Below are 24,240 nucleotides of genomic sequence, written 5' to 3'. Positions count from 1 at the left end.
TCACATCCCTTGGGAAAAGATGTCTTCCAAAGTGACTTGAAAATCAGACAAGAGAGCAGAGTGCGCGGTTCCTGATTCGCATACGAAACAGACAGATTCGAATTTACCTTCCTTGAGCCCCAACACTTCTACGCTACGGTTGGCGGGATCGACAATCCAGTATTCCTTCACCTCAAACTTCTCGTAAAGGGTTTTTTTGACCAAATAGTCATAATGCACCGAGGAGGGAGAGATGATTTCCACCACCAGATTAGGCGCGCCGAAAATGCCGCGTTCCTGGATAAGGGCTTTTCGGGCTTCGCTGACCAGAACAATATCTGGCTGAACCACATTGTCTTCACAGAGAATCACGTCAATGGGTGCGTCAAAAACATAATCCCATTGCCGGGCGCGGGCATATTCCAGAAAACAAAATTCCTGGTTACGGGAGCACGATTGGTGACTGACAGAGGGTGCAGGCGTCATATCGCGCAATTCTCCATCCAGAATTTCATAACGCTTGTCATCTTTAAACTGGAGATAGTCTTGATAAGTCCAGCGTTTGCTATCGTTCAAATTGGCAACCATGAATGTCACCTTGCAATGGGTTTAATAGTCCTCGTTCAGCGGTTGGGGAACCGCCTGTTCACCAATGAAACGCCAAAAATCCAACTCCCCTTTCTGTTCAAAAGGGATTCGGATATCGCCCGTCCAGCCCCGGCTGACGTTCATGTGCCCCTTTACCTGGTAATCAATGGCCCGTTGAGTGCCCAGGGCCATGATTTGCTTGAACATATCCAGAACTTGTACCGTGGCGATTACGTTGATATCGGCGCTGCCATATTCGGGAACGGAGACTTTTTGGTTACTGAGGCCGCGGGCCAGGGGTTGGTCGTTCAAAAAAACGTCCACCACCGCCCCGTTGATGTTGAAGCCATAATCATTGGGATTGTCGATCCGCAGGGTCACCAGAAATTTTTGGGCCAGCAATTTGCCCCCCTGGAGCTGGACATCGACTACGGAAACCCTGGGTTGCTCAAAGGTGGACAAATTGGCGCAGCCGGCCAAGAGAAGTAAAGTGGTGAAAAGCAAGATATTGAAGAGACGCATGATTACCTGTAATTGACTGGTTATGACCTACTAACAAATCATCCAAGGCATCCGATAATATTTGGATGTGCTTAATATTCATTGATTGATCGATTTCACTTCCTCCAAAGAAAGAAATTGGGATTTTCCCTGTTCAACCTTTCTTTTTCTTTTTTGCAAACGTTTTCATGCCAATTTGGTGATTCGATGCCGCTTTCATCATGGAGGAGGGAATTCCATATGGCTTCCATAATCCGGAGGCGTTCAATCTTGCTCATTTTTCCTACATCAAGGGTTGCCATGGTAACGTACCACTCAGCCGGTTTATTTAAAAAATATCAAGGATTTTAACACGATCCCTTCTTCCAAATCTCAGCAGCAAAAACACGGTGTTATGCGCCTCCTTGTAAGAAGATAGGCGTTTAGTAGACCAATCAGCGGAAATCTTGAACGACAATGACTTCTTAAAGGAGATTATTAATGAATCGACTCCGTCTGTTAAGTCTTTTAATCCTGATGGGTCTGGTGGCCGCTTTTTTTATTTTTGATTTGCAGCGCTTTTTGACCCTGGAAAGTTTAAAGGCACAACAGGCGGCTATCGATGCCTACCGCAATGCCCACCCCTGGCTTGCCGCCTTGTGGTATGGGTTGATCTATATTGCGGTTACCGCCTTGTCCCTGCCGGGCGCGGCGGTTTTGACGTTGGCTGGGGGAGCGGTCTTCGGGCTTTTGTGGGGAACGGTGATTGTGTCCTTTGCTTCCAGTATTGGGGCGACCCTGGCTTTTCTGGTGGCCCGTTTTGTACTTCGCGATTGGGTGCGGCGGCACTTTGGGGATCGCTTGCGGGCTATCGATGAAGGTATCCGCAGTGATGGTCCGTTTTATCTTTTTACCTTGCGTCTGGTGCCGGTATTTCCCTTCTTTGTGATTAATTTGGCGATGGGCCTGACCGCCATGCCGGTGCGTACTTTCTATTGGGTCAGTCAAGTGGGGATGCTGCCGGGGACGGTCGTTTATGTCAATGCGGGTACGCAACTGGCCCGGATCGAATCGGCCGGAGATATTCTTTCCCCCACCTTGTTGGGTTCGTTTGCCCTGCTGGGGTTGTTTCCATGGATTGCCAAATGGCTGGTTGAGAAGGTCAAGGCGCGCCGAATATTGGCCCGTTGGCCCAGGCCGCGGCGTTTCGACCGCAACCTGATTGTCATCGGTGCCGGTTCGGCGGGGCTCTCTTCGGCTTACCTGGCGGCGGTGATGAAGGCCAACGTCACGCTGGTGGAAAAAGACCGCATGGGTGGCGATTGCCTCAATACGGGCTGTGTGCCGTCCAAGGCGCTTATCCGTACCACCCGCTTGCTGGCTCAGATCCGGCGTGCGGGAGCGCTCGGAATTCGCAAGGCGGAGGCGGAATTTGACTTTGCCGAAGTGATGGAGCGGGTACGGCAAGTCATTAAAACCGTCGAACCCCACGACTCGGTGGAGCGTTATACCCGGCTGGGGGTAGAGGTTCTCCAGGGAGAGGCTGAAATTGTCTCTCCCTGGCAAGTCAAGGTGAAGACCGCCGAGGGAGAACGCACGCTCACCACCCGCGCCATCATTATTGCCACGGGCGCGCGGCCTTTCGTGCCACCTATTCCCGGGCTGGAAGAGGTGGGTTACGTGACTTCCGACACCGTCTGGAACCTGCGTGTATTGCCCAAACGTTTGCTTGTCCTTGGTGGCGGTCCCATCGGTTGCGAACTGAGCCAGTGCTTCGCGCGCCTGGGTAGTCAAGTCATCCAAGTGGAGAAAAATTCACGCTTGTTGGGCCGCGAAGACCCGGAAGCCTCACAAATGGTCATGGACCGCTTCCGGGCCGAAGGAATTGACTTGCGGCTGGAACATCTGGTGGTCCGTTTTCTTTGGGAGAATAGTGAGAAAATTTTGCTTGCGGAGCATCAGGGACAAGAAGTACGCATCCCTTTTGACCAAGTGCTGGTGGCCATCGGCCGTACCGCCAATACGGAGGGTTTCGGCCTGGAGGAACTGGGAATTTCCCTGACTGACCGAGGCACAATCGAGACCAACGAATATTTGGAGACTCGTTATCCCAATATCTATGCTTGCGGTGATGTGGCCGGTCCCTTTCAGTTCACGCATACCGCGGCTCATCAAGCCTGGTTCGCGGTGATCAATGCCCTGTTGGGTGATTTCAAGAAAAGCCGAGTTGATTATTCGGTGATTCCCTGGGCCACCTTTACCGAGCCCGAAATAGCGCGGGTGGGTTTGAATGAGCAGGAAGCCAAAGCCCGGGGAATCCCCCACGAAGTCAGCGTTTACCCATTGAAGGAGTTGGACCGCGCCATCGCGGATGGCGAGACGGAAGGTTTTGTTAAAGTCATTACACCACCGGGCAAGGATCGGATTTTGGGGGTGACCATTGCCGGAGAAGCGGCGGGCGAGCTGATCGCCGAATTTGTCTTGGCCATGAAGCACGGTTTGGGGTTGAATAAAATCCTGGGTACGATTCACATTTACCCCACCTTGGCGGAGGCCAACAAATATGCCGCCGGCGTCTGGCGCAGGGCACATACTCCCCAATGGCTCATGGGCTTGCTGGCGCGTTATCATAGGTGGCGGCTAGGTTAAAACGACGGGTAAAGACCACTGCTGTATGTGCATTGGGGAATGGTATTCGGGGACGCTGTGAACCCATCCCTGGGCGCTTGGACGCGACCGTCCAGGTCGCGTACACCCCGAATACCATCCCCCAATGCCACTATATGCCATTATATAAATTAATGCATGCTGGCATAAAGGCCAATCACAATAACCTTACTGAACTTCATTTGATTGAGATGGAGTAATGCGGCGAACATTTGTTGTTGTCAGTCTGTTGCTGTTGGGTGGAATAGCCGCTGTCCAATTTCTTTGGCCGCCGATTCTTTGGTCCCTGGTTGTCATTATGCCGATGGTGGTCACCGGCTTCTATGACATGCTTCAGACCCGCCATTCCATCCGCCGGAACTTCCCACTAATTGGCCGTTTCCGTTGGGTGATGGAGTTTTTCCGGCCTTTTGTACGACAATATTTCATCGAGTCGGATACTGAGGGCATGCCCATCAACCGGATGTTCCGCAGTATCGTCTACCAACGCGCCAAAAATACCCAGGAAACCGTGCCCTACGGCACGCGGGTGGATGTTTACCGCAGCGGCTACGAATGGATTGGCCATTCCCTTGCCGCCATCGATGTGGAGGTGATGAAAAATGAACTGCAGGTGACGATTGGCGGGCCTCGATGCACCCGGCCTTACCAGGCGAGCATCTTCAATATCTCGGCTATGAGTTTTGGTTCTCTCAGTCCCACCGCTATCGAAGCCCTCAATTTGGGGGCCAGGATGGGAGGATTCGCCCACAATACCGGAGAAGGCGGCATCAGCCCCTATCACCTGGCCCACGGGGGTGATCTGATCTGGCAGATTGGCACCGCGTATTTCGGCTGCCGCGACAGGCATGGCAATTTTTGCCCGGAAACCTTTCAGGAAAAAGCGCGGCTGGAAGTGGTCAAAATGATTGAAATTAAACTTTCCCAAGGCGCCAAACCCGGCCACGGCGGTATCCTGCCGGCGGGAAAAAACACTCCGGAAATTGCCAGGATTCGAGGCGTCCCGCCCCATACCCAAATCAACTCTCCCTCCGCTCACAGCGCTTTTGATTCCCCTTTGGGATTGACGGCGTTTATCGAGCAACTGCGCGATCTTTCCGGCGGCAAACCGGTGGGTTTCAAACTGGCCATCGGCCGTTGCAGCGAATTTATCGCCCTATGTCAGGCCATGGTGGAAAGCGGCATCCTGCCGGACTTTATCACTGTCGATGGCGGCGAAGGCGGCACCGGAGCGGCGCCGCTGGAATATTCCAATTCCGTTGGCATGCCGCTTCGCGAAGCCTTGGCATTTGTCGTCGATTGCTTGACTGGATACGGCCTTAGGTCCCATATCCGCGTCATCGCCTCCGGCAAAATCCTCACCGGATTTCATTTGGTCAAAAATCTGGCCTTGGGGGCGGACCTTTGCAACAGCGCCCGGGGCATGATGTTGGCCCTTGGCTGTGTCCATTCCCTCACCTGCAACAGCAACCGCTGCCCCACCGGTGTCGCCACCCAAGACCCACGGCTGTATTACGGCCTGGTAGTGAAAGACAAGGCCAAGCGGGTGGCCAACTACCACGCCAAAACCATCCACGCCACCGCCGATCTGCTTTCCTCGGCGGGTCTGCGTCATCCCAGCGAACTCAACCGAACCCACATCTTCCGCCGCGTCAGCCAGGCCGAAATCCGCCGCTACGATCAAATTTTTCCTTATCTGGAGCCCGGTTGCCTGCTAAAGGGTGATATTCCGGCACATTTTGCGTGTCATCTCAAAGAAACTACAACCGATAGTTTCTAGGGCGGGATCCTTGCCACCAGTTCCGCAGGGGAGGCGGGGAAGGGGCTGTGGGCGGCCATGGATGGCCGCTCCGGGCCTAAATTCATGGACGTATTTCGGTCCGGCAACCCCTTCCCCGCCTCCGAAAAAGCAAATTGATAGGTGGTGAGCGCGGGATCGAGGGAAAGTCATTCTTCCTCAATCAGCAAGATCGGGCCAGGCCAACGCTAACCCGACCCGCCGTTTATTATGGTTTCAACGCCGGCTATAGTAGTAATCCCGGTGATAATGGTTGTCTTCATATCGAGGATAATATACCGGTTGGTTGTTGTTATAGGATTGCCGCGCCGAGCGCGCCGCAATTTCGCTGGTTGCCGCGCCCATGGCCCCGCCGAGAGCACTGCCAATCACAGCTCCGCGCCAGCGGTTGTGATCGTCAATCAACGCGCCTGCCACCGCGCCGATGGCCCCGCCCGCCGCGGCGCCTTGATAAGCATAAGGACCGCTGACGTTTGCACAGCCACCCAAACTGAGTAAGAGCCCAAAACCTACACTGGACAATAGGATTTTCTTTTCCATGGCAATGACCTCCTTGCCTTGTTAGTGACGGTTTCTTTATAACAGCCCTAACCTGAAGGGAAACTGACGGGATGGATGTATTTTGTTTTTGAGTCTGCTAGCCAAAATTTTTATGAAATCACAAAAAGCTGTTTTGATTTTCGCTTTGATTTCCGGCCTGGTTTTGTGGCGTCTCTTCCTATTGCCCGATGCTTCAAGTTCATTTTAGACGGCGTTTTGCTTGAAGATCGGGGAACTGGAACCGGGTATTGAGTATGCTGAAAAAACCTTCCATTTCGTCTGTTAATTTAAGCGCCTCCTGTTAGCAGAAATATGCTTGTTTACGCCACTTCTTCCAATGTGTCGGTATCTTTGACTGCTACTTTATTCAATAGCGAAACCGCGAAACGATAAGCATCTTCAAAATCAATCATTTCAGCTTTATCGGAAGTCAGCATTTTTTTAAACAGGCCGTTTTGGGTTTTGTACTTGAGATTGCCGATGGCCAGCGGACCTATGCCTTTAAATGAGCCGCTGGCGGTTTCCACCACGACGCCCTTGTCATGGGCATTGACCCCTTCCACGCCACTGGGCGGGACAGCATTGGTGTCGGTGGCTACAATTAAATTTGCAGCGTGATCGAGAATTTCTTGATCGAGCACCCGGATGCCTGCTTTGACGGCGCAGAGAATCACATCGGCATTTTTGACTGCCTCGATTTTTTCCCGGTAGGTTTCCGCGCTCACCCAAGGGACTTCCACTTCGTAACGCTCACAGAACCGATTGGCAGCCTTGACGTGTTCGTCCGCGGTGAGCTGGCAAAAATAAGGCCTGGCGCCCGCTTTGGCCGCCAACACCCCGGAACACAGACCCACCGGGCCGCTGCCAAAAACAGCTACTTTCAATCCTTCAAGCCCTTGTCCCAGCGCCTCTTTGAGCGTTTTTTCCACCAGTGCCACAACACTGGCCGAGGTGGTGTAAGCGCCATTGGGATCGGCGAATACCGCTGCCTGGAAACTACTCACCATGGCTTTCTTGGCCCGCTCAATCATATCGGTGGCAAGATTGACATTCCGCCCCCCGATGAAAATTCCTGTGTTATTGAAGTTCTTTGGCGCTCGGCAAAAGATGGCATCTTGAATTGTGGGGATGACATCTTCATTTTTAATGCCTGTCAGAGGTATCACCAGGTCATAACCGGAGTCAGCAGCAATGGAAACATCAAAGGGACTCACGTTGGAACCTGGAACCAGCATATAAAGAATTTTTTGCGCCATTTTTGCACCTGCCTTGCTGAGAGCTGTTACGCTTTTGTTCAGAATTGAAAGGGATTTTCTTTTTCAGCGGCAGGGATGCAGTAAACTTTAATCAATAAGCAAAAATGACCGGATGGAATGTTTAAGCCAATAGGTTAAATCTATCTGATGATGAATTCATTAAGCGTGGGAGCTTTGTCAATACATGAACGTTTGAGTTTGACTGTATAAAACAGGCTGCTCTAAAACGTTTACCGAAGACTTATTCTTGCGAATCCTGCTCCCCACGCCCTTCCTCATACCGTTCATACATCTCGGCAATCTCTTTTAACCGCGCCACGGCTTTCCCGTTGACGCTGTCTTCGGGGTAATTGCCCTGTTCATCCGTGGCACCGGCAATTTGTCCTGTTAGCAGTTCCAGTGCCTGGTCCACGGTGGTGACTGGGTAAATGGTAAATTGGCCAGCTTCTACGGCATTGACGACTTCTTGTTTCAAAATCAGATGCTGGCGATTGGCGGCAGGGATCAGCACCCCGTGTTGGCCGTTTAATCCCCTGGCCTGACAGAGACGGAAAAAACCTTCGATCTTTTCATTGACGCCGCCCACGGCCTGAACCTCGCCATATTGATTCAAAGAGCCGGTAACGGCCAAGCATTGTTTGATAGGTATATGGGTGAGAGCCGAGATCAGGGCGCAGACTTCGGCCAGCGCGGCGCTGTCGCCGTCGATATAGCCGTAGGATTGTTCCAGGGCGATGTGGGCGGAGATGGCGAAGGGGAATTGTTGGGCGTAGCGGTAACCCAGATAGCCGGACAGAATCATCACGCCCTTGGAATGGATAGGTTGGCCCAGGTTTACTTCCCGCTCAATATCGACGATGCCCTTGGAACCAGGGTAAACCGTGGCGGTGATCCTGGCAGGCGTGCCAAAGCTGAGTTTGCCGGTTTCAAACACGGTCAAGCCGTTGATCTTGCCCACTGCCGCGCCATCGGTATCAATCAGTATCGTGCCGGCCAGGGTTTCTTCCAGAATTTCCTGGGCCAGCCGCCCTTCCCTGATTTCCTTGGCGGCGATGGCTTGGTCCACATGAACGCCGTCAATGATTGCTTGCTTGGCTTGTTGGCGGTGCCATTCGGCTTCACACAGGGTATCCACGACTTCTCCCAACTGGGCGGAAAATTTGTTTTGCCGTTCCGCCAATCGGGCGCTGAATTCAACCAATTTAGCCACGGCCTTTCTGGTAAGGGGCGCAGTCTGGTGGTATTGGCTTTGATAGGCCAGAAAACGGGCAAATAACGCCATGGTCTCCGGGGTTCTGGGAATTTCATCGTCAAAATCCGCCAGCACCCGGAAGATCTCGTTGAATTCTTCGTCGGCGGGCTGAAGTAGATAAAAATGCTCGCGGCAGCCAATGAGAACCACCTTAACATCCAACGGAATGGGTTTGGGGTTGAGGGTGGCGGGGATCATGTTGGTGGGTTCCGGCAGGGGCCGTTCGATGGTCAATTGACGGCGCTGGAGCGCGCGTTTTAGGGCTGGCCAGACCATGGGTTCAGTAAATAGCTTGTTGGCTTCCAGGATTAAATAACCACCATTGGCGCGATGGAGGGCGCCGGCGTAGATCATCCGGTAATTGATTTCCATGATGCCTTGTTCAGCCGTGTATTCCATATGGCCAAACAAGTTGGCGTAACTGGGATGGGGTTCGTACACCACAGGCGCGCCGTCATCGGCAGTATGGCTGACCAGCAAATTAGGCGCATACAAATCCTGCAGCCATTTCTTTTTGGTGGTTTCATCCACCCCTTCCACGCAGAGTCTTTCCAGGACGGAGGTTTCAAGGTCCTTGCGCAGAGCGGAAAAATAGTCTTCCAAACCTTGGATGGATTGGTATTTGCGTTCCAAGGGTTCCAGTAAAGGGTGGATTGCCTGGCGGATGGTTTGCCGGTCCAACTCCCGCTGCTTTTCCGCGGCTTCCCGCTTCCACTGGGGAAGTTCGGCGAGGAGGTCGGCGAGATAATTTTCCAGTTTATCAACAGCCTGATTAAAGGCTTTTCTTTCGCTGTCCGTCAGTTGTGTGAATTGGGCATCATCCACAGGAGCCCCGTCTTTCATGGGGGCGAAGGTAATTTGATCGCCATCGCGGAACATCGCCACGTTCATTTCCAGGGCTTTGCGTTCCACCAGGTCCAGGGCATGGTTGTAACGTTGGTTGAATTCCCGTTCGATACGGTTTTTACGGCGCTGGTAGGATGGACCGTCAAAAGCGACGGGAAAGGTGGCGAGCAATTTGTCGATGAGGGTATCGATATCGTTCGCCAGGGAAACGCATTGGCCGGCAGGCAGGGCTATGGCAATCGGTTCGCGGGGGCGCTCGAAATGATTGACATAAACCCAGTCCATCGGTGTGGGTTTGTCCTTGGCAATGGCATGAAGCGTGGTTTCCACCAATGGCAGGCGGCCGCTGCCCGGCTCGCCCATCACATAAACATGATAACCCCGATTTTGCATGGCAATGCCAAATTCCAGCGCCTGTTGCGCCCGCTGCTGGCCAAGCACCCCGGCCAAGGGCTCCAGTTCCGCAGTGGATTCAAAAGAGAAGTATGCTTCGATATCGTGCGGACGAAGTTGCCGGGGGTTTAAGGAGGGATGTAAAGGTTTGGTCATGGATTTCTCTGATTGAGCGCGGATTCCAGTTTATAATGATAAGTTTTCGGTCACTTTTCATTGGGATGAGACTTCTTTTGTCAATTATCGCCTTGTTTGCCACCCTCGTCGATGCTTTCAGCGAATGGTTGGGTCGGCTTGTATCGTGGTTGACCCTAGGTATGGTGGTAGTGACATTCTTGGTGGTGGTGCTGCGTTATGGCTTCGATCTGGGTTGGATCGCCATGCAAGAATCGGTGGTGTACATGCATTCTGTGGTGTTTTTGCTGGGCGCTGCCTATACCTTGAAGCACGACGCCCACGTACGGGTGGATATTCTGTATCAGCGCTTTGGCCCCAAGCCGCGGTCGCTGATTGACTTCCTTGGAGCCTGGTTGCTGCTGATGCCGGTGTGTGGATTTATTGCCTGGAGCGCCTGGGATTATGTGAACGATTCCTGGGCGGTGCATGAAACCTCGCGGGAAGCAGGCGGCCTCGAGGCCGTCTATTTGCTCAAAAGCTTGATTCTCATTTTTGCCGTCACCATGATGCTACAAGGGTTCTCCCAGAGCTTGCGGGCGCTGTTGGTAATGGCAGGATACAGAGAGGCGCGGACTGAATGAACCAGTGGGATGAATATACCCTGGCCATGGCCATGTTCGGCGCTGTATTCTTGGTGCTGTTGACAGGCTACCCGGTGGCCTTCGCCCTGGGTGGGACGGCGTTGGGATTCGCCTGGCTGGGATGGCGGCTGGATTTGTTTGATCCCGCCTTCCTGGAGGCATTGCCCAACCGGCTGTATGGGATCATGACCAACGAGACCTTGATTGCCGTGCCCCTGTTTGTATTCATGGGGGTGATGCTGGAGCGCTCGCGAATTGCCGAAGACTTGCTCGATACCATGGCCGAGTTGTTTGGCGCCTTGCGCGGCGGCTTGGGGGTGGCGGTGACTTTGGTAGGGATGCTGATGGCGGCCAGTACCGGCATTGTGGGCGCCACGGTGGTGACCATGGGGCTGCTGTCCCTGCCCACCATGCTCAAGCGCCGTTATAGCCCTGCCTTGGCGTGCGGGACCATCTGTGCTTCCGGTACCTTAGGACAAATCATTCCGCCTTCCATTGTATTGGTGCTGTTGGGGGATGTGATTTCTTCCGCCTATCAGCAGGCCCAGCTGGATATGGGGATATTCGCCCCCAAAACCGTGGCGGTGGGGGATTTGTTTGCCGGAGCGCTGCTTCCAGGCTTGGGCCTGGTATTGTTGTATCTCTTGTTTATTTTAGTGGTAGCTTGGCTCAAGCCTGACTGGATGCCCGCCGCAGAAGATAGCGATCATCCCGACGGCCAACTGCTGGGACGGGTGTTGAAAGGCTTGCTGCCGCCATTGGTGCTCATTGTCGCCGTGCTGGGTTCCATTTTGGGTGGGCTGGCGACACCGACGGAAGCAGCGGCGGTAGGTGCGGTAGGCGCGATGATACTGGCAATATTCAAAAGACAGTTTGATTTGCCCCGGTTGCGGGAAGTGATGCGCAGCACCACCCGGGTAACCAGCATGGTGTTTTTGATTTTGATTGGCGCTTCGGTTTTTTCGCTGGTTTTCCGGGGCTTTTCCGGGGACGAGATGGTAGTGGAATGGCTGTCGGATCTGCCAGGTGGCGCGTTTGGGGCGATGGTCATCGTCATGGCAGTGATGTTCGCCCTGGGGTTTGTGCTGGATTTTATCGAGATCACCTTTGTGGTGGTGCCGATAGTGGGGCCGGTGTTGCTGGCCATGGGATTGGATCCGATATGGCTGGGCGTGATGATTGCCATGAATTTGCAAACGTCTTTTTTGACCCCGCCTTTTGGCTTTGCTCTGTTTTATCTGCGGGGCGTGGCACCCAAGACAGTCAGCACCGGCCAGATTTACCTCGGTGTCATGCCGTTTATTGCCATTCAGATTGTAATGCTGGCGATTCTGGCCTTGTGGCCAATCCTGGCGACCTGGTTGCCTCATCAGATTTATGGTGAGTGATACGCAATATTGTGGAGGCGCCGGGGGAATGGCCTTCAGGGACGCCGTGAACCCATCCATGGGGGCTCGAATATGGCCATCCTGGCCACATACGTCCTTCAGTCCATTCCCCCGGCACCATCAAGGCTTTTTACACTTTTGAATGAGTGAAATGTTTAGAAAACGAATTTTATTTTATTTTCTAGCGGGTTTAGTTATTGGATTGATGATGGCCAGTTGTGGTCAAAAAGGCCCGCTGTATCTGCCTTCCCCCGAGCAAGAGAAAAAACAGGAAAAACGTTAAGTGGATTATTTTCAATATCAGCAAGACCAGCTTTACGCCGAAGAGGTGCCGGTGGCGGAGATCGCCACTCAACACGGGACGCCGGTTTATATCTATTCCCGCGCTACCCTGGAGCGCCATTGGCGGGCTTTCGATCAGGCTTTTGGGGAGCATCCTCATCAAATTTGTTATGCGGTCAAGGCCAATTCCAATCTGGCGGTACTGAATTTGCTGGCCCGCTTGGGATCGGGATTTGATATCGTGTCCGGCGGGGAGCTGGCGCGGGTGCTGAAGGCTGGCGGCGATCCGGCCAAAGTAGTTTTCTCCGGCGTCGGTAAAACCGAGGCGGAATTGCGCCAGGGTCTGGCAGCAGGCATTGGCTGTTTCAATGTGGAAGTCCAGGGAGAGCTGGACCGGCTCAACCGGATTGCCGGGGCGTTGGGGGTCAAGGCGCCGGTATCGTTGCGGGTCAATCCGGATGTGGACGCGCAAACCCACCCTTATATCGCCACAGGCCTGAAAGAAAACAAATTTGGCATTGAACCGGAGGCGGCGTTGGACGAATACCGCCGCGCCGCGGCCATGCCCCATATCGAAATCGTGGGCCTGGATTGTCACATCGGTTCACAATTAACCAGTGTGGCGCCTTTTCTGGATGCTTTGGAACGGGTGCTGGATCTTGCCGACCAATTGAAGGCGGAAGGGATTGTTTTATCCCATCTCGATTTGGGTGGCGGTTTGGGTATCCGCTATCGGGACGAGGCACCGCCAGAGCCCACGGAGTATGTCAGCGCGATTCTGAAGCGCCTTGAAGGAGAAACCTACAAGATTTTCCTGGAGCCAGGACGGGCCATTGCCGGCAATGCCGGGATTTTGGTCACTCGGGTGGAATATCTCAAGCAAACCCCGGCCAAACATTTTGCCATTGTGGATGCGGCGATGAATGATTTGCTGCGGCCTGCTTTGTATGATGCCTGGCAAGACATCATTCCCGTGCAAAAACGCCCAGATGTCCCGGAACAGACTGTCGATGTCGTAGGTCCGGTTTGTGAAACCGGCGATTTTCTGGGCCGCGAGCGTGCTTTGGCGGTGCGGGAGGGGGATTTGCTGGCGGTCCGTTCGGCGGGGGCATACGGCTTTGTCATGAGTTCCAATTACAATTCCCGGCCGCGACCGGCGGAAATCATGGTCTCGGGCGATCAAGCCCATGTGGTGCGGGAGCGCGAATCGGTGGAAGATCTGTGGCGGGGAGAGCGGTTGTTGCCATGAGATATGCAGGTGGTATTGAGGCGGGTTGTCTTCAGAGACGCCGTGAATACTTCCCTGTAGGCTTGATCGCACCCATCCAGGGTGCGAACACGCTTCAGCCAACCCGCCTCAATACCCACTATATTTATTGGCTCTTAGAAAAAATCAGACCCTATTTCAGTGAGATAATATTGTGAAATTTTCCAAAATGCATGGGCTGGGGAATGATTTTGTGATGATTGACGGGGTCAATCAGCCGGTTTCTCTTACGCCAGAAAAAATCCGCCGGTTGGCGGACCGGCATTTCGGCGTGGGATGTGATCAGGTGCTGCTAGTAGAGCCGCCGCCCAGCGCCAAGGTGGATTTCAGCTACCGGATATTCAACGCCGATGGTTCGGAAGTCGCGCAATGTGGCAATGGCGCCCGTTGCTTTGCCCGTTTCGTCCGCGCCAAGGGATTGATTGCCCGGGATGTGATCCAGGTGGCCACCGCCGCCGGGCAAATGACACTGGAAATTATCGGGGGGAACCAGGTCAAGGTGGATATGGGGGTTCCTCGTTTTGCGCCAGCGGAAATTCCTTTGGCTGTCAGCGAAGAAGCCACAGAATATTCTCTGGAGATTGAAGGGCGACAGTGGTTTTTTGGCGCAGCCTCTTTGGGAAACCCCCATGCGGTTATCACCGTTCCTGATATAGACAAGGCGCCGGTCCAGGAAATTGGCGCTAAAATAGAAAATCATCATCTGTTTCCCGAGCGGATCAATGTGGGCTTTATGGAGGTGCTCGATTTTCATGCCATTCGCCTTAGGGTTTTCGAACGCGGCGCGGGTGAAACCCTTGCTTGTGGCAGTGGTGCTTGTGCTGCCTCGGTGGTTGGAATTGAGCAGGGTAGGCTCCAGTCACCGGTCAAAGTGGCCTTGCCTGGCGGAGAATTGGAAATTGAATGGTCAGGACGCGGCTCAAGCGTTATGATGACAGGGCCGGCGGAATTTGTATTTGAAGGGGAGATAATGTTATGAGCCGGAAAACCAAACATCAAGGTCAGTCCCCTGATTTGTCAGAGGAGCAGGTGGCGGCTTATCTTGCCGCTCATCCCGAGTTTTTTACGCATCATCCCAGTTTATTGGAAAATTTGACCCTTTCCCACGAGTGCGGCCCGGCAGTCTCCTTGATCGAACGCCAAGTGGCGCAGCTGCGCCAGAAGAATCTCAATCTGCGTCATCAGCTCAATAATCTGATTCAGGTTGCCAGGGAAAACGATGCATTACTCAGTAAATTACATATCCTGATTTTGTCATTGCTGCAGGCCGATAGCCTGACCGATGTGGTTGCCGCGGTGGAAGACACGCTGCGGACGCATTTTTTGGCGGAGTGGGTGACGCTGAAGATATTCGCCGGCGGTCCTGATCTGCCTCTGTCGGGCATATTTGCCGCGCCCTACCATGTTGAATTGTTTCAGACGGTTTTGGAAGAAGGCTCCCCCTATATTGGCCCGCCTACACCGAGCCAGGTGGAATTTTTGTTTCCTTCTGAAGATGAAATCCGTTCGTGTGCCTTGATTCCTCTGCGCCAACCCGCGTTGACTGGTATTTTGGCCATTGGCAGCCGAGATTTGGAGCGTTTTACCCCAAACTTAGGCAAGGTGATTTTGGCGCGACTGGGAGAAGTGATAGGCATGCGCCTAAATGGCTTGATCCACCTGTCCCAGGTTTCCGAGTGAAAACCCAGTTGGAATCCTTGCTGGATCAATTTCTTGAAGTGTTACGCAGCCAACGGCGAGCGTCTCCCCATACCGTCAAGGCTTATGAGCGGGATTTGAAAAAGGCCTTGGTTTTTTTCCAGAAACTGGGTCTTGAGACATGGATGGAACTCAATGAGTCTATGGTGCGTCAATATGTTAGTGAGAGAAGCCGGCAAGGCATCAGCCCCCGCAGTTTGCAAAGAGAGCTGTCGGCTTTGCGCAGCTTTTTTGATTTTTTAGTCAAGCAGCGCATGATCAACGATAATCCAGCCCGCCACGTGCGATCTCCCAAAGCCCCTGCGGCGCTGCCCAAAACCTTGAATATCGATGGTGTGACGGCATTGTTGGAGGCGAAGGTAGCATCGGAGCTGGATATTCGTGATCAAGCGATGTGGGAGGTCTTTTATTCCAGCGGCATCCGCTTGAGCGAATTGGTAGAATTGAACGTGGAAGATATCGATTTGCAGGAAGGCGCGGCTTTGGTGCGTTCGGGTAAAGGACGCAAGTCGAGGCTGTTGCCGATTGGAAGATGTGCTCTGGCCGCATTGGAAAAATGGCTGCGGATACGTGGCCAAATAGCCGCTCCTATGGAAAAGGCGCTTTTTGTCAACCGCAGCGGCACCCGCCTCAGCGGGAGGAATGTTCAGCTCAGGCTGGAGAAATGGGGTAAAAGCTTGGGATTTGAGCAAAGATTGCACCCTCATCTGCTCAGGCATTCGTTTGCCAGTCATTTGCTGGAGGCCAGCGGAGATTTGAGAGCGGTACAAGAGCTGTTGGGACATGCCGATATCGCCACGACTCAAATCTACACCCATTTGGATTTCCAACACTTGGCGCAAGTGTATGATCGGGCCCATCCGCGGGCAAAAAAACGTAAATGAGCCCATGGAAATTTGCTAACCTATTGGACCTAAATTCTGCAAGTGTTTCGGCATTCGGCTGCCAAATCAAGCCTTTATGCTGCGTTGGCTGCACCAATTTTATGCTCGAAGTAGCGCGGCTACTCCTGCGCGAAAATTGGTTTGCCGCCTTGCCTAAAGCCTTGCTTGGCACCCTCGGTGCTCGAATCACTTGCAAAATTTAGGTTGGAAATTTTGCATAAAATTCCGAATTTGATTTCCGCTCCGGGATGAATTATTCAGAGCTTACCAAACTTTAAATTGATAACGTTGAGGATCATGCAATGGTCTCACCTAATCCTACAGACCCTGAAACCACATTAAACGAAGAAGAGCTCAAGGAGTTCGAGGATCTTGAAGAGCTTGAAGAAGAAGCTTTGAAAGAAAAGCGATTACTGTGGAAGTTAATCAGTTTTGCCGCTGTGGTGGCCTTGGCTTTGTTTGCCTTGGGATACTACTGGACATTTCCGTGTTTCGTGCCCCCCACTTATGATGTCACTCAAGTGGCGCTCAAGGAAACCGGGCTGACCGATCCCAAAAAACTGCCCGTGGGCGCCCGCACTGCAGCCGCGCTTATCCATAATATGGATTATCTGCTGCGCAAGCCTGGCGGCTATTTAACCAATGATGTGATCCCGCCCAGTATTTTTCTAGATAACATGCCCAATTGGGAATTTGGGGTGGTCGTGGCTTCCCGGGATCTGGCGACAGCATTGCGCAACCACCTTTCCCGGGCCCAATCCCAATCGCAGGAAGACAAGGATTTGGGAATCGGTGAACCATACTATTACTTTGAAACCGATTCCTGGATTTTACCGACGACCGAAAGCCAGTACCAAAAAGGGATTTCTGCTTTTCGCCGTTATATTTCCCGTCTGCGGGAACACCGCGCGCCGTTTTATCCCCGCGCGGATAACCTGACCCAATACATCGAAATTCTTGCCAAGCGGTTGGGGAGTTATACCCAGCGATTGAGCGCCAGCAGCTCAGTACACGAAGAGGCGGCTCTAATTATCAGAGGTAAACCCTCTACCGCGTTTACGCCCATGGAGAGGACGCCCTGGCTGGAAGTGGATGATAATTTCTACGAAGCCAGGGGCTATTGCTGGGCGTTGCTTCATATTATGCGGGCCATCGAGCAGGATTTTCACGATATCTTGAAGTTGAAGGCAGCTGAAACCCCCATCCATCAAATTATCCGCGAGTTGGAGTCAACCCAAGCGAAGATATTGAGCCCGGTGGTTTTAAATGGCAGTGGATTTGGGGTTTTTGCCAATTATTCTTTGACCCTGGCCACATACATCGCCCACGCTAACGCGGCTTTGATTGATTTGCGAGATTTACTTAGCGTATAAACTGATGCCTACACCTAATCTTCATCCTGATATTCAAAAGAACCTGAAGGAAATCAGCACCTGGCAGCGGATTTTCTATATGGCGGTGTTCATTTTTATTGTCGGTTTCGTGAGAGCGGTGCTCTGGGCGATCATCGCTTTTCAAGTGGTGACCAAGTTGCTTACCGGAACCGACAATCCCAATGTTCGTCAGCTAGGGGCTAACCTGGCGTCTTATCATTACCAAATTATGCTCTTTTTGACATTCAATACGGATGAGATGCCATTTCCGTTTGCTGAATTGTAGGAGTTTTCACCGCAGAGACGCGGAGGTCGCAGAGTTTTTTAATTTGTGCAGGTCATTTCCAAATAGCGTAACCCAAGATCGAAAACCGGAATGAATGTCGGGTTACGTATTTTAAAAATCTAACTGATGTTACGCACTGTCATTTCGAGCGTAGCGAGAAATCTTGTAGTTGATCCAAATCGAGGCCGGGTGTGAAGATTTCTCCCTCCGGTCGAAATGACAGCCGAGGATTGCGTAAACCTGAGCGTATCTGTTGGAGGCTGCATAAGAATCTAATTAAACTCTGCGACCTCCGCGTCTCTGCGGTAAATTCAAAAATCAATTAATTTTTGGACACGATTATGGGCTGTATATTCAGCTGCTTTAACAGTTGGGTGGCACTGTCGATTTGGGCCTTGGAATTAAGGGGACCGACTCTTAATAAGTACAGGGTTTTTCCTTGATTATGGCTCTGGAGAATTTTCAGCGGCGGGAGTTCATAGGAACGGAGGCGTTGTTTCAGCTTTTCCGCATTACTTTTGGAGGAGAAAGCGCCTAACTGTAAAAACATGGGTTGGGCCAAGGATTCCACGGTATCAATTACCCTGATTTCCACCGGCGCTGTGCCGGTCTTATCGATGCCCAGCTTCACCGCGGCGGCATAGGACAAGTCAATCAAGCGGTCTTGATGAAAGGGGCCCCGGTCATTGATTTTGACTACGACGCTGCGTCCATTATGCAGGTTGGTTACCTGGGCAAAGCAGGGAATGGGCAAGGTTTTATGCGCTGCCGTTAAAGCAAACATATCATAAGGTTCGCCGGAGGCTGTGGGCTTGCCATGAAATTTCCGGCCATACCAGGATGCCAAACCCCGGGCTGTATAGCCTTGGCTATCTTTCATTACCCGATAACGCCGGCCCAATACTTTATAACTGTCCGGATTACCAGAGCGGCTGGGGGGTAGGTAATAAGGGATGGGTTCGTTGATACTGGAGATATCGATTGGTTTGAGCGGCGGACCATCACCCGATTGATGACTGCAGCCGGTTATCAAAACCAAAAACCCTATCCAGGACAGCCTAATATGCATTGCCAGCTTCCCGCAAAAAACGCTCGCGAATGGCCTGACTGAGTTGGTGAACGGCCATGGCGTATAGAGGGCTGTGATTATAGCGGGTAATAACATAAAAGTTAGTGAATCCCAACCAATACTCGTCACCATTTTCCCCCGCCAGTTTAAGCACATTGGCTTTGAGTTTTGGCGGGTAAGATTTCTGTATGGATATCCCCTTCGCTTTTAAATAAGCCAAAGTAAATGGGGCCTTGAGCGTGTTGCTGGCCATGTCAGGCGCGGGTTTTGATAGCTTCACCGCCACCGGTTGGTTGGGGCGCCAACCATGGGAGACGAAGTAATTGGCAACGCTGGCAATCACATCGCCCGGATTGGACCAGATATCCCGTTTGCCATCCCCATCGAAATCCGCTGCATATTGACGGTAACTGCTGGGCATGAATTGAGGCCAGCCCATCGCCCCGGCATAGGAGCCTTGGGGTTGCCGGGGGTCGAGATTCTCTTCTCGGCTCAGTAGCAGAAAGTGTTCCAGCTCCTTGCCGAAGAACACCGCCCGCCGGGGGTAGGCGAAGGCCAGGGTGGACAAGGCATCGAGCACGCGGAAGGAGCCGGTGCGGGTGCCGTAAAAGGTTTCCACGCCAAGAATGGCGGTGATGATATGAGGTGGCACGCCATAAGATTGTTCGGCCTTGTCGAGAAGGGCTTGGTGTTGGCGCCAAAAATCGACGCCGTGACGGATTCGCTTTTCCGTTAAAAAGATATTGCGGTATTCGTGCCAGGGTTTCGCCTCCGCCGGACGGCTGATAGCTTTGAGAATGCTTTCCTTGATCTTAGCATCAAGGAGAATTTGTTTTAACTGCTCCCTGGGAAAGCCGTGCTTGCCGCTGATATCGGCAAGAAAGGTTTCGGCCAGTGGGTATTCTTCCAGCGACAACGCCGGAGCCCAGGTTGGAAACAAAATCAACGGGAGTAACAAGGCAGCTTTTTTGATTTCACCCATTCTGAATTTATTTACCCAGGCGCTCCGGTGTTTCTTCCGTGGGTGTTGGCGGCCTGGACGGCCGCCATCAAGCCCCCAGGGATGGGTTAACGGCGTCCCACGGAAGAAACACCGGAGCGCCTTATTTACGGGATAGAGATGTAAAGCTGCCATATCTTTATCGGGATATTTCATCAAGAGGACACCAGTTTACGATGGGTGTGTAGCGACATCATAATACCAAAGCCCGCCAGGAGTGTGACCATGGAAGTGCCGCCATAACTAATCAGTGGCAAGGGCACCCCGACTACCGGGAGTATCCCCGCCACCATGCCTACGTTCACGAACACATAAACGAAAAAGGTGAAAGCCAAACTGCCCCCCAGCAACCGGCTGAAGGTGTCCTGGGCTTGAAGCGCCATCATAAAACCCCGGGCAATCACGGCCAAGTATAGTATTAATAATCCCAGACACCCCATCAGACCGAATTCTTCGGCAAGCACCGCGAAAATAAAATCCGTGGAAGGCTCTGGCAAAAATTCCAGGTGGGACTGGGTGCCCGCCAACCAACCCTTTCCCGAGATGCCGCCAGAGCCGATGGCGATTTTGGCTTGAATGGTATGATAGCCCCTTCCTAGGGGATCTTTTTCCGGGTTCAAAAACATCAGCACCCGGTCACGCTGATAATCGTGCATGAAGTGCCAAACCACTGGCAGTAAAGCAACGCCTCCGGCAGTCAGTGCCAGCAACAGCCGCCAGGAAAGTCCCGCCAGGAAAAGCACGGCAAAACCGGCGCTGGCAACCAGCAAGGCGGTACCGAGATCAGGTTGTTTGGCTATCAACAGTGCTGGCACCAGAATCAAAAGGCCGGCCAGCGCTATCTCCTTGGCTTGGGGTGGAAGCGGCCGCTCGGCCAGGAATCGGGCCACCATCAAAGGCGTAAATATTTTCACGAACTCGGAAGGTTGAAACCGAACAATACCCAAATCCAGCCACCGCTGAGCACCCTTGCCGATATCGCCCAGAATCAAAACGGCGACCAGCAAAACGATGCCAGCACCATACATGATTGGACTCCAGCGGTAGAAGGCCCTGGGGGGGACCTGGGCCAGAATGAACAAGGCAGTGAAAGCGATACCCAACCGCACACATTGTTTCCATACCAGGTTGATATCCCCCCCGCCGGCGCTATATAGTACGGCCAGGCCAACACCGGATAACGCCAATAGTCCGGCAAGCAAAGGGATGTCCAAGTGGAGTTTATTCCACAGGGTAGATGGCTGGGAGGGGGTGGGCAGTGCGCTGCTCATGGTTGAAAACTGAAATAAGCATCCATCATTTGGCGGGCAATGGGCGCCGCCGCGGATCCACCGTGCCCGGCATTTTCCGCCACCACGGCAACGGCGATCCGTGGGGCTTCTGCCGGGGCAAAGGCAATAAATAGCGCATGGTCCCGCAGTTTTTTCTTCACCTCTTTTTCCCGGTATTCCTCATCTTGTTTCACCGTGAAGACCTGGGCGGTGCCCGTTTTGCCGGCAATGTGATAATTGATGCCCTTGCCAAGTCTGCGGGCAGTGCCCCTGGGGCCATGGACCACAGCAACCATGGCATCGATGATGGTGCGCCAATAGGATTTGGGAATATCCAGCACCGGGGGTAGTTGATTGTCCTTAGGTTTTTCTAAAACAGCAACACGGGGCGTAATTACCATTCCCTGATTCCCCATGATGGCGGCCGCTTTCGCCAGTTGTATCGGGGTGACCTGTAAAAAACCTTGGCCGATACCGGCAATCACCGTTTCTCCTGGAAACCATACCTGGTGAAAACGCTTCTTTTTCCACGCCCGGGAAGGAAGCAGACCCGGTTTTTCCCCCACCAAGTCCACCTTGGTTTTGGCGCCAAAGCCAAAGCGGGCCAGAAAATCGTGAATCCTGTCGATTTCCAGTTGATGGGCCAACTCATAAAAATAGACATCGCAGGACTGGGCGATGGCGTTATGCAAATCCACCGGGCCGTGCCCCCATTTCTTCCAGTCCCGGTAGCGGTGCCGGTTATTGGGAAGTTGGTAATAGCCAGGGCAATGGAGTTTGCGATGTGCGTCAATAACACCGTAATTCAATCCCGCCAGGCCCATGAAAGGTTTGATAGTAGAGCCTGGCGGATAGGTGCCCCGGATGCTGCGGTCAAATAGCGGGCGCTCGGGAGATCGCTGCAGGCTTCGGTATTTTTTTTGGCTGATTCCCAAAACAAAGTCATTGGGATCATAGCCAGGCTTGCTGACCATTGCCAGAATCTTGCCGCTGGCAGGTTCCAACGCTACCACCGCGCCATTGTGTTCTCCCAGAGCTTCGTAGGCGATTGCCTGAAGCCGGATATCCAGGGATAAGTGAAGGTCTTTTCCGGGGCGGGAAGGCACCTCCTTGAGCACGGTCAATTCGCGGCCCCGGGCGTTGGTTTCTATTTCCGCATAGCCAGTCTCCCCATGAAGCCATTTTTCGTAGAATTTCTCTATGCCGGTTTTGCCGATATGGGACGTGCCGCGGTATTCGGCCGGATCGAGTTTTTTCAATTCCGCTTCGCTGATGCTGGCGACATACCCCACCACGTGAGAAACCAGCTCCCGGAAAGGATAATGACGAATAAGCCGGGCGCGGATATCCACGCCGCGAAAAAAGGGCCGTTTCACAGCAAAACGGGACACTTCCTCGTCCGTCAGGCGCAGTTTGAGGGGAATGCTTTCAAAAGGTTTGTGGCGCTTGATTTGAACCTTAAAGCGCTGGATTTCTTCGTCGCTAATGGGAAGAATCGCCTTTAAGCGCAAAATCGTCTTTTCCAGATTTTTAACCTGCTCAGGCACGATTTCCAGGCTATAGACGGAGATATTTTCCGCGAGGACGACGCCTGAGCGGTCAAATATCAATCCCCGGGTAGGCGGCAATGGGGCAATCTTGACCCGATTATCCCGGGCCTTCATCGCGTAATGTTCGTGACCGATGATTTGCAAATAAATAAGGCGGCCAATTAGCCCTAAAGTCATCAGCACAATCACCACCGCCGCGGCAGTGATGCGGTTTTGAAACAAACGTTTTTCAAGGCCGGGGTTTTTTAGCCGAAAATGGGTCATGGATTATTTGTATGACCAGGAATTTTGCCTTGGCCGGCTACCGATGGCCAAAATGATGGGCCAGCCCAAGACGCCGGTCAATGCAGGCAGCCAATACTGCCAATTGAGATGGGGGTGGCTATGCAGCGCTTCAAACCAAAACAGCAAAAAGCGCGACAATAGCAGGCATAGGAAAACAAATGCCATTTGCTGAGTCATGGGAAATACCCGCAGCCTGAGATAAAAACGCACGCAGATATAGGCAACGATGGCATAGACAAAGGCGTGTTGCCCCAAGATCCGCCCGGTCAAAATATCTGTCAATAACCCAACCAACCAGGCGCTTCCCACCCCGAAACGATCCGGCAAAACCAAGGACCAGTATAAAACCGCCAGTAACACCCAGTCTGGATTCATCGAGGCCAAGAGGGGTGGCAAGGGAAGAATCCGCAATGCCATGGCAATTGCGATGGTCAACACTATCCATAGTAAAGAAGAATCAGGGCGCATTTTCAGTGGGCATCGAGGGGGCAGGTTCAGCTTGGTCCTCCGGATGAGACAAAAATTGTTTTGAGGTGGCATCAGTCCAGGTAATCAGGACTTCCCGGATGCGGTCCAGCGGCACTTTGGGCCGGGCCAGGATTTTGGCAAAGCCCCGGGCCGGTTGGGGAGTGACTTCAACGACTTCCGCCACCGGATAGCCCGGCGGGAAAACCTGGCCCAAGCCAGAGGTAACCAATAAATCACCGGGCCGGATATCCACATTGTTGGGCAAGTTGGGAATTTCCAGTTGATCGATTTCCCCATTCCCCACGGCAATGGCCCGCAGCCCATTGCGATTGACTTGCACCGGAATGGCGTGGCTGGGATCGGTGATGAGGAGGATTTCCGAGGTCAAGGGCGATACCCGCACCACTTGTCCAACAACACCGTCGGCGCTCAAAACCGGTTGGCCCACGTGGACGCCAAAACGGCTGCCCTTGTTGACCAAAACCAGATGCTCATAGGGCACCAGGGTGACCGAAAGCAATTCCGCCACCAGCATGTTTTCCCCCAGCTTGAAGGAATTGTCGAGAAATGCCCTAAGGCGCATATTTTCTTTTTCCAGCGCTTCGTATTTCAGCGTGCGTTGTTTCAGTTGGGCGTTTTCCTGGCGCAAGCGCTTATTTTCTTCGAGCAATCGGGCGCGGGTGCCTAGATTGTCCCCCAGGCCTTCACTGATATTCACGGGCAGACTCACCACAAGTTGCACCGGATAAACCAATATCGACAGCGCCGAGCGCACCGGGTTGATTCGCTCATAATGATCGGCCGCCATCAGGCCAGCGGAAACGAGCAAACATAAAGCCAGGCGGACGTTAAGCGATGGTCC

The 24,240-nt window shown here is 52.9% G+C and carries 22 protein-coding genes; 11 read left to right on the top strand and 11 right to left on the bottom strand.

The window, feature by feature from the left end; translation table 11 throughout:
* Together AXA67_00455 and AXA67_00450 are read right to left on the bottom strand one after the other, a co-directional pair.
* Entirely contained in the window at nucleotides 1–567 is a 567-nt protein-coding gene (locus AXA67_00455) for a hypothetical protein (protein ID KXJ41310.1), read from the bottom strand.
* A gap of 21 nt (nucleotides 568–588) precedes the next feature.
* On the bottom strand, nucleotides 589–1,089 hold the full coding sequence (locus AXA67_00450) for a hypothetical protein (protein ID KXJ41309.1): 501 nt from the start codon (nucleotides 1,087–1,089) through the stop codon (nucleotides 589–591).
* A gap of 459 nt (nucleotides 1,090–1,548) precedes the next feature.
* Here AXA67_00450 and AXA67_00445 point away from each other — a divergent pair, with 459 nt between their 5' ends.
* Both AXA67_00445 and AXA67_00440 read left to right on the top strand, forming a co-directional pair.
* On the top strand, nucleotides 1,549–3,696 hold the full coding sequence (locus tag AXA67_00445; GenBank protein KXJ41308.1) for a pyridine nucleotide-disulfide oxidoreductase: 2,148 nt from the start codon (nucleotides 1,549–1,551) through the stop codon (nucleotides 3,694–3,696).
* Nucleotides 3,697–3,913: 217 nt separating this feature from the next.
* Nucleotides 3,914–5,494, top strand: coding sequence for a glutamate synthase (locus tag AXA67_00440; protein ID KXJ41307.1), 1,581 nt, complete (start codon nucleotides 3,914–3,916; stop codon nucleotides 5,492–5,494).
* Nucleotides 5,495–5,728: 234 nt separating this feature from the next.
* Here the strand turns inward: AXA67_00440 and AXA67_00435 are convergent, their stop codons facing one another.
* The 3 genes from AXA67_00435 to AXA67_00425 form a co-directional block, all read right to left on the bottom strand.
* Nucleotides 5,729–6,052, bottom strand: coding sequence for a hypothetical protein (locus tag AXA67_00435; GenBank protein ID KXJ41306.1), 324 nt, complete (start codon nucleotides 6,050–6,052; stop codon nucleotides 5,729–5,731).
* 320 nt (nucleotides 6,053–6,372) lie between these two features.
* Nucleotides 6,373–7,308, bottom strand: a complete 936-nt coding sequence (locus AXA67_00430) for a methylenetetrahydromethanopterin dehydrogenase (GenBank protein ID KXJ41305.1) — start codon at nucleotides 7,306–7,308, stop codon at nucleotides 6,373–6,375.
* A 241-nt stretch (nucleotides 7,309–7,549) separates the two neighbouring features.
* Nucleotides 7,550–9,955 carry an ATP-dependent protease gene (locus AXA67_00425; protein ID KXJ41304.1) on the bottom strand — a complete coding sequence of 802 codons (2,406 nt, stop codon included), beginning with the start codon at nucleotides 9,953–9,955 and terminating at the stop codon, nucleotides 7,550–7,552.
* 65 nt (nucleotides 9,956–10,020) lie between these two features.
* Between AXA67_00425 and AXA67_00420 the strand changes: the two genes are divergently transcribed.
* The 9 genes from AXA67_00420 (at nucleotide 10,021) to AXA67_00380 (ending at nucleotide 17,735) form a co-directional block, all read left to right on the top strand.
* Nucleotides 10,021–10,557, top strand: a complete 537-nt coding sequence (locus AXA67_00420; GenBank protein ID KXJ41303.1) for a C4-dicarboxylate ABC transporter permease — start codon at nucleotides 10,021–10,023, stop codon at nucleotides 10,555–10,557.
* Nucleotides 10,554–11,945 carry a C4-dicarboxylate ABC transporter gene (locus tag AXA67_00415; protein ID KXJ41302.1) on the top strand — a complete coding sequence of 464 codons (1,392 nt, stop codon included), beginning with the start codon at nucleotides 10,554–10,556 and terminating at the stop codon, nucleotides 11,943–11,945. The genes AXA67_00420 and AXA67_00415 overlap by 4 nt, the downstream gene beginning before the upstream one ends.
* A 283-nt stretch (nucleotides 11,946–12,228) precedes the next feature.
* The gene (locus AXA67_00410; protein KXJ41301.1) at nucleotides 12,229–13,476 is read left to right on the top strand and encodes a diaminopimelate decarboxylase; all 1,248 of its coding nucleotides are present in this window, start codon (nucleotides 12,229–12,231) and stop codon (nucleotides 13,474–13,476) included.
* Nucleotides 13,473–13,652 carry a hypothetical protein gene (locus AXA67_00405; GenBank protein ID KXJ41300.1) on the top strand — a complete coding sequence of 60 codons (180 nt, stop codon included), beginning with the start codon at nucleotides 13,473–13,475 and terminating at the stop codon, nucleotides 13,650–13,652. The genes AXA67_00410 and AXA67_00405 overlap by 4 nt, the downstream gene beginning before the upstream one ends.
* 11 nt (nucleotides 13,653–13,663) lie before the next feature.
* Nucleotides 13,664–14,473, top strand: a complete 810-nt coding sequence (dapF, locus tag AXA67_00400) for a diaminopimelate epimerase (GenBank protein ID KXJ41354.1) — start codon at nucleotides 13,664–13,666, stop codon at nucleotides 14,471–14,473.
* Nucleotides 14,470–15,174 (top strand): hypothetical protein, encoded by a 705-nt coding sequence (locus tag AXA67_00395; GenBank protein KXJ41299.1) that lies wholly within the window; start codon nucleotides 14,470–14,472, stop codon nucleotides 15,172–15,174. The genes dapF and AXA67_00395 overlap by 4 nt, the downstream gene beginning before the upstream one ends.
* On the top strand, nucleotides 15,171–16,076 hold the full coding sequence (locus AXA67_00390; GenBank protein KXJ41298.1) for a recombinase XerC: 906 nt from the start codon (nucleotides 15,171–15,173) through the stop codon (nucleotides 16,074–16,076). Before AXA67_00395 ends, AXA67_00390 begins: the two co-directional genes overlap by 4 nt.
* Before the next feature lie 302 nt (nucleotides 16,077–16,378).
* Complete coding sequence (locus tag AXA67_00385) at nucleotides 16,379–17,449, top strand: hypothetical protein (GenBank protein KXJ41297.1); 1,071 nt, start codon at nucleotides 16,379–16,381, stop codon at nucleotides 17,447–17,449.
* Nucleotides 17,450–17,453: 4 nt separating this feature from the next.
* Nucleotides 17,454–17,735, top strand: coding sequence for a hypothetical protein (locus AXA67_00380; GenBank protein ID KXJ41296.1), 282 nt, complete (start codon nucleotides 17,454–17,456; stop codon nucleotides 17,733–17,735).
* Nucleotides 17,736–18,057: 322 nt separating this feature from the next.
* On the opposite strand, the gene AXA67_00375 is transcribed toward AXA67_00380, so the two are convergent.
* The 6 genes from AXA67_00375 to AXA67_00350 all read right to left on the bottom strand — a co-directional run bounded on the left by AXA67_00375 (nucleotide 18,058) and on the right by AXA67_00350 (nucleotide 24,186).
* The gene (locus tag AXA67_00375) at nucleotides 18,058–18,804 is read right to left on the bottom strand and encodes a hypothetical protein (protein ID KXJ41295.1); all 747 of its coding nucleotides are present in this window, start codon (nucleotides 18,802–18,804) and stop codon (nucleotides 18,058–18,060) included.
* Entirely contained in the window at nucleotides 18,794–19,786 is a 993-nt protein-coding gene (locus AXA67_00370) for a hypothetical protein (protein KXJ41353.1), read from the bottom strand. Before AXA67_00370 ends, AXA67_00375 begins: the two co-directional genes overlap by 11 nt.
* Before the next feature lie 173 nt (nucleotides 19,787–19,959).
* Complete coding sequence (locus tag AXA67_00365) at nucleotides 19,960–21,075, bottom strand: rod shape-determining protein RodA (protein KXJ41294.1); 1,116 nt, start codon at nucleotides 21,073–21,075, stop codon at nucleotides 19,960–19,962.
* Nucleotides 21,072–22,889 (bottom strand): penicillin-binding protein 2, encoded by a 1,818-nt coding sequence (locus AXA67_00360; protein KXJ41293.1) that lies wholly within the window; start codon nucleotides 22,887–22,889, stop codon nucleotides 21,072–21,074. Before AXA67_00360 ends, AXA67_00365 begins: the two co-directional genes overlap by 4 nt.
* A gap of 3 nt (nucleotides 22,890–22,892) precedes the next feature.
* Nucleotides 22,893–23,378 carry a hypothetical protein gene (locus AXA67_00355; protein KXJ41292.1) on the bottom strand — a complete coding sequence of 162 codons (486 nt, stop codon included), beginning with the start codon at nucleotides 23,376–23,378 and terminating at the stop codon, nucleotides 22,893–22,895.
* Nucleotides 23,368–24,186 (bottom strand): rod shape-determining protein MreC, encoded by an 819-nt coding sequence (locus AXA67_00350; GenBank protein ID KXJ41352.1) that lies wholly within the window; start codon nucleotides 24,184–24,186, stop codon nucleotides 23,368–23,370. Before AXA67_00350 ends, AXA67_00355 begins: the two co-directional genes overlap by 11 nt.
* Nucleotides 24,187–24,240: the final 54 nt, after the last annotated feature.

It is taken from the genome of Methylothermaceae bacteria B42 (assembly GCA_001566965.1).
Lineage (GTDB): Bacteria > Pseudomonadota > Gammaproteobacteria > Methylococcales > Methylothermaceae > Methylohalobius.
The sequence above is the reverse complement of the archived record's forward strand: the minus strand, read 5'-3'. Positions and strand labels throughout refer to the sequence as shown.

Excerpts from the sequence above, each read along its gene's own strand:
- AXA67_00455 (KXJ41310.1), bottom strand. The coding sequence starts at position 567 with ATGGTTGCCAATTTGAACGATAGCAAACGCTGGACTTATCAAGACTAT.
- AXA67_00450 (KXJ41309.1), bottom strand. The coding sequence starts at position 1,089 with ATGCGTCTCTTCAATATCTTGCTTTTCACCACTTTACTTCTCTTGGCC.
- AXA67_00445 (KXJ41308.1), top strand. The coding sequence starts at position 1,549 with ATGAATCGACTCCGTCTGTTAAGTCTTTTAATCCTGATGGGTCTGGTG.
- AXA67_00440 (KXJ41307.1), top strand. The coding sequence starts at position 3,914 with ATGCGGCGAACATTTGTTGTTGTCAGTCTGTTGCTGTTGGGTGGAATA.
- AXA67_00435 (KXJ41306.1), bottom strand. The coding sequence starts at position 6,052 with ATGGAAAAGAAAATCCTATTGTCCAGTGTAGGTTTTGGGCTCTTACTC.
- AXA67_00430 (KXJ41305.1), bottom strand. The coding sequence starts at position 7,308 with ATGGCGCAAAAAATTCTTTATATGCTGGTTCCAGGTTCCAACGTGAGT.
- AXA67_00425 (KXJ41304.1), bottom strand. The coding sequence starts at position 9,955 with ATGACCAAACCTTTACATCCCTCCTTAAACCCCCGGCAACTTCGTCCG.
- AXA67_00420 (KXJ41303.1), top strand. The coding sequence starts at position 10,021 with ATGAGACTTCTTTTGTCAATTATCGCCTTGTTTGCCACCCTCGTCGAT.
- AXA67_00415 (KXJ41302.1), top strand. The coding sequence starts at position 10,554 with ATGAACCAGTGGGATGAATATACCCTGGCCATGGCCATGTTCGGCGCT.
- AXA67_00405 (KXJ41300.1), top strand. The coding sequence starts at position 13,473 with ATGAGATATGCAGGTGGTATTGAGGCGGGTTGTCTTCAGAGACGCCGT.
- dapF (KXJ41354.1), top strand. The coding sequence starts at position 13,664 with ATGCATGGGCTGGGGAATGATTTTGTGATGATTGACGGGGTCAATCAG.
- AXA67_00395 (KXJ41299.1), top strand. The coding sequence starts at position 14,470 with ATGAGCCGGAAAACCAAACATCAAGGTCAGTCCCCTGATTTGTCAGAG.
- AXA67_00385 (KXJ41297.1), top strand. The coding sequence starts at position 16,379 with ATGGTCTCACCTAATCCTACAGACCCTGAAACCACATTAAACGAAGAA.
- AXA67_00380 (KXJ41296.1), top strand. The coding sequence starts at position 17,454 with ATGCCTACACCTAATCTTCATCCTGATATTCAAAAGAACCTGAAGGAA.
- AXA67_00375 (KXJ41295.1), bottom strand. The coding sequence starts at position 18,804 with ATGCATATTAGGCTGTCCTGGATAGGGTTTTTGGTTTTGATAACCGGC.
- AXA67_00370 (KXJ41353.1), bottom strand. The coding sequence starts at position 19,786 with ATGGGTGAAATCAAAAAAGCTGCCTTGTTACTCCCGTTGATTTTGTTT.
- AXA67_00365 (KXJ41294.1), bottom strand. The coding sequence starts at position 21,075 with ATGAGCAGCGCACTGCCCACCCCCTCCCAGCCATCTACCCTGTGGAAT.
- AXA67_00360 (KXJ41293.1), bottom strand. The coding sequence starts at position 22,889 with ATGACCCATTTTCGGCTAAAAAACCCCGGCCTTGAAAAACGTTTGTTT.
- AXA67_00355 (KXJ41292.1), bottom strand. The coding sequence starts at position 23,378 with ATGCGCCCTGATTCTTCTTTACTATGGATAGTGTTGACCATCGCAATT.
- AXA67_00350 (KXJ41352.1), bottom strand. The coding sequence starts at position 24,186 with ATGGCGGCCGATCATTATGAGCGAATCAACCCGGTGCGCTCGGCGCTG.